This window comes from Vibrio genomosp. F10 str. 9ZD137 (assembly GCF_049974785.1).
GTDB lineage: Bacteria > Pseudomonadota > Gammaproteobacteria > Enterobacterales > Vibrionaceae > Vibrio.
The window spans coordinates 1-3,638 of the sequence record NZ_JBNGCJ010000581.1; the positions used below are offsets into that span (position 1 = coordinate 1).

4 protein-coding genes are annotated in these 3,638 nt (G+C 42.5%); all 4 read left to right on the forward strand.

Going from position 1 to position 3,638, the window contains the following annotated elements; all coding sequences use genetic code 11:
• Positions 1-1,224 (forward strand): MATE family efflux transporter (locus ACP45E_RS14040; RefSeq protein ID WP_069585143.1); only part of this gene is annotated, 1,224 nt, incomplete at its 5' end.
• A gap of 384 nt (positions 1,225-1,608) precedes the next feature.
• On the forward strand, positions 1,609-2,082 hold the full coding sequence (locus tag ACP45E_RS14045) for a hypothetical protein (RefSeq protein ID WP_017037749.1): 474 nt from the start codon (positions 1,609-1,611) through the stop codon (positions 2,080-2,082).
• A 22-nt stretch (positions 2,083-2,104) separates the two neighbouring features.
• Complete coding sequence (locus ACP45E_RS14050; protein WP_017033912.1) at positions 2,105-3,031, forward strand: tripartite tricarboxylate transporter substrate binding protein; 927 nt, start codon at positions 2,105-2,107, stop codon at positions 3,029-3,031.
• A gap of 95 nt (positions 3,032-3,126) precedes the next feature.
• The gene (locus ACP45E_RS14055; RefSeq protein ID WP_017033913.1) at positions 3,127-3,573 is read left to right on the forward strand and encodes a tripartite tricarboxylate transporter TctB family protein; all 447 of its coding nucleotides are present in this window, start codon (positions 3,127-3,129) and stop codon (positions 3,571-3,573) included.
• The last annotated feature ends 65 nt before the right edge of the window (positions 3,574-3,638 follow it).

A 3,638-nucleotide genomic window follows, 5' to 3' on the forward strand; every position in this document is an offset into this window, starting at 1 on the left:
ATGGGTATTTCAACCACCATCGTTGCCTTTATTCTCGGCATCCAGATGGCGCTAGCGAACGGTACTCAACTTGTTCTAAGTCGCGCTTTTGGTTCTGGCCTCAAGCAATCTCTTTCAAAAGCTTTTTGGTCAGGGCTAACACTAAACCTTTCAGCCGCGCTTATTTTCTGGGTACTGCTCACTTATTTCAATCAGCCATTAATCAACATCCTCACCAAGGATTCATCACTTCATCAACAGATATCAAGTTACCTCAGCATCACCAAGTATTTAGTGCTTTACACCGCGCTCACGCAAGTGATGATTGCTTTGTTCAACAGTTTAGGAAAAACCAAAATCCCATTTAAAGGATACCTGATTGAGTTGCCGGTGAATGCGATTTTGTCTTACTTCCTGATTCATGGCATTGATGACTTTAATGGCCTAGGTGTACAAGGAGCAGCGTTGGGCAGCGTGATCGCAATGACTTTGCGTCTGATATACTTAACACTCTGCGTTCATTACGACCCCAATATCACCTTGGCGCTTTCTGTCACACGACAAGAGTTTCAGACGAACATTAAAAAGCACTTGATTGAAATCTTCCCCGTTGCTGCGAATGTCACGATTTTGTTGATTGGGGCGACGCTTTATCAGTTGCTTTATTCGCAGCTTAACATCAATGCTTATGTTGCCATTACGTTGGTCATGCCTTGGATTAGAGCGGGCACTCAGTTTATGGCGGCATGGGCTCATTCCTCGGCGATCAGTATTAGTCAGGCCATTGGCTCTAAAAAAATGGATGATTTAACAAAGAATGTTAATACCAGTATTGATGTTACGGTAGGAATATCGGTGGTGTGTGCAGCTAGCTTTGCCGTTCTATCATTTGTTATTGGTGACATTTACCCAGATCTTGACGAATCAACCTACATTGCGTTGTCTGCCATTGCCCCACTCTACATTTTTTTGCCCATTGTTCGGGGCTATAACACGGTGCATGGAAATGTACTCCGCGCACTAGGAAAAACGACCGCAGTCTTTAAAATCAACTTTACTGGGCAATGGGTTATTTCGATCCCCTTATGTGCCATGATCATATTCGGCTTCGATGGTTCGATTTTCTGGGCCTTTGCCGTTCAGCCTTTTGAAGAAATAGTCAAAGCTTTGCCGTTTAGACAACTCGCGAGAAAATCGCTTAATGAATTTGATATGCAAAAAGCGGAAAAGCTCATGTACGATTAAGTTTATCCCAAGCGAATCACATTATGACGTATTGAATAGCCCAGCAATACGTCATCTACTTATTTTAAATCTTTGGGCGTTATTGTTTGCTTTCAACAATCTCAACATGTCATGGCTCGTCCAATATCTCATTCTTACCGGCCTAAATGATCCCACTCAAAATCTCTAGTCGTATATTAATACATTAACCTCTGCATTAGATTTTATTTCAGCGTGACTGCCTTCACTAAATAGCGCCAGAAAGCCCAATCTAATGAGATTTATGTCAATATTTCACTGAGTGACGGATGACAGAAAATATCGCCGCGGCAATAATGAACCTAATCAACTTGTAATACAATATATCTAAAAATACAGAAGAGTTGAGTATATTAAGGATAATCCATGAAATCACATTTCGACATAGCAAAAGATGCGGTAGATCTCGTCACACCTTCTATCAATCAATTGTTTGAACGTACCAATCGTAAAGAGCTTCACATTATTGTTATGGACCCTCGATTAAAACCTTGGGAATCAGCATTCGATAAAGCGATTCTTTATGAAGCTTCACTAGGTACACCAGCGGAGTGGACGATCCCATTCGATCAACTTGCTAGAAAAAAAGCACAGCAAGCTTGGCGTAATTCTGGTGCAAATATCATTAACCAAACCATTCACACTTCTTCACTAAAAGACGACGACTTACTTTTCTATGGATCATTTGTCTATGGCGACGTGGTGGTTGCTTGCAGTGGTGTTGAACAATGGTACGACATGCTTATCAGTGGCTGGATTGCAGTAGCAATTGAACAACTTTGTATGAGCGAGTACCAAAATAACAAGATAGAAAACCCTACACAGACATACAGAAAATAGAACAATAACTAAAGGACTGATTATGAACAAACTCTTAACCTCTCTATTCATTGCCGCAGGTTTACTGGTTTCCGCTACATCCATTGCTGCTGATTATCCAACTAAAAACATTCGATTGGTCGTTCCATTCGGTGCGGGCGGGGGGACAGATGCAGTCGGTCGTACCCTTGCTAATTCCGCAAAAGATATTCTAGGGCAGAATATTGCAGTAATGAACCGTACAGGTGGCGCTGGTGCCGTGGGCATGAGCTTTGGTGCCCAACAACGTGCCGATGGCTATACATTAACTGTTGTTACCCGTGAAATTGCCTCTCTACCACAAATGGGATTGATGCAACACGACGCTAGCGACTTCAAACTTATTAGAATGGTTAACCTAGACCCTGCTGTTGTATTGGTTGCCGCTGATAGCCCATACAACACCATCAATGATTTGATTGCAGATGCGAAAAAGGGTGAAGGGAAAGTGAAATTTGCCTCTACCGCTGCGCCAAATTTCTATTTGATGGCGCTTGAAAAAGACCAGAACATCAAACTAAATGCTATACCTTACAATGGTTCTTCAGAAGCGATTCCTGCCGTACTAGGCCATCACACAGATGTGACGATGGTAACACCGGGTGAAGCAATTGCTCAGCTGCGTTCGGGGCAACTCAAAGCGTTGGGCGTTATGTCTGAAGAGCGCATTGCCTACATCCCTGATGTTCCAACACTGAAAGAACAAGGCATCGATGTAACAACAGGCACATGGCGTGGTATTGGCGCTCCAAAAAACACTCCAGACGACGTTATAGAAACATTAGGTAAAGCGTTTGACGAAGCGATGGCTAGTGCTGAATTCAAAGAGTTCATGGAGAAAGGCGCAATGACCATCCACAATATGAACGCCGAAGAGTTCACGAAGTTTGTCGCTCAAGATGCTCAATCTCTGGGTACTCTGATCAACTAACCCTATTGAAAAGGAGCTTTCAAATGAAAGCTCCTTTTTATTACACATCTCTCTATACAAGCCGTCTTCCATACAAACCTTTATGTGGTGAATGAATGTTAAATAGACATGTTTTTTTCCCGTCGTTGGTTATTGTCTGTAGCGCTATTATCTTGGTACTTATCGGGCAATTTGCTGAGCCACGCTTTCAAGATGCGAGTGTTGATGCCAAATTTTTTCCAATGGTTGTCGCTATTGCTCAAGTCATTATCTGTGCCGCGCTGATTATGCAGCACAAAATGAAATCGAACCAAACGACAAACGAACCGCCTGTTTTTTCTAGAATGGCCATCTTCGGAGCGGTATTTCTAATTGGTTACGTGCTACTGATCAGTGTAGTCGGTTACCTGATTGCTAGCCTCCTTGCGTTCACGGCCTATTTGGTGTTCTTTAAAATTAAAAAGCCTCTTTTTTATTTAGTCGCTTGGATCTTCGTACTTTGCGTTTATTACCTATTCGGTGAAGTGTTTTATATCTCTCTGCCGCAAGGCATCTTTTATTAAGGAGTTGCTATGTTTGAACATCTACTGAGCGGCCTTCTTGTTGCTTTTAGCCCGGCGGTATTACC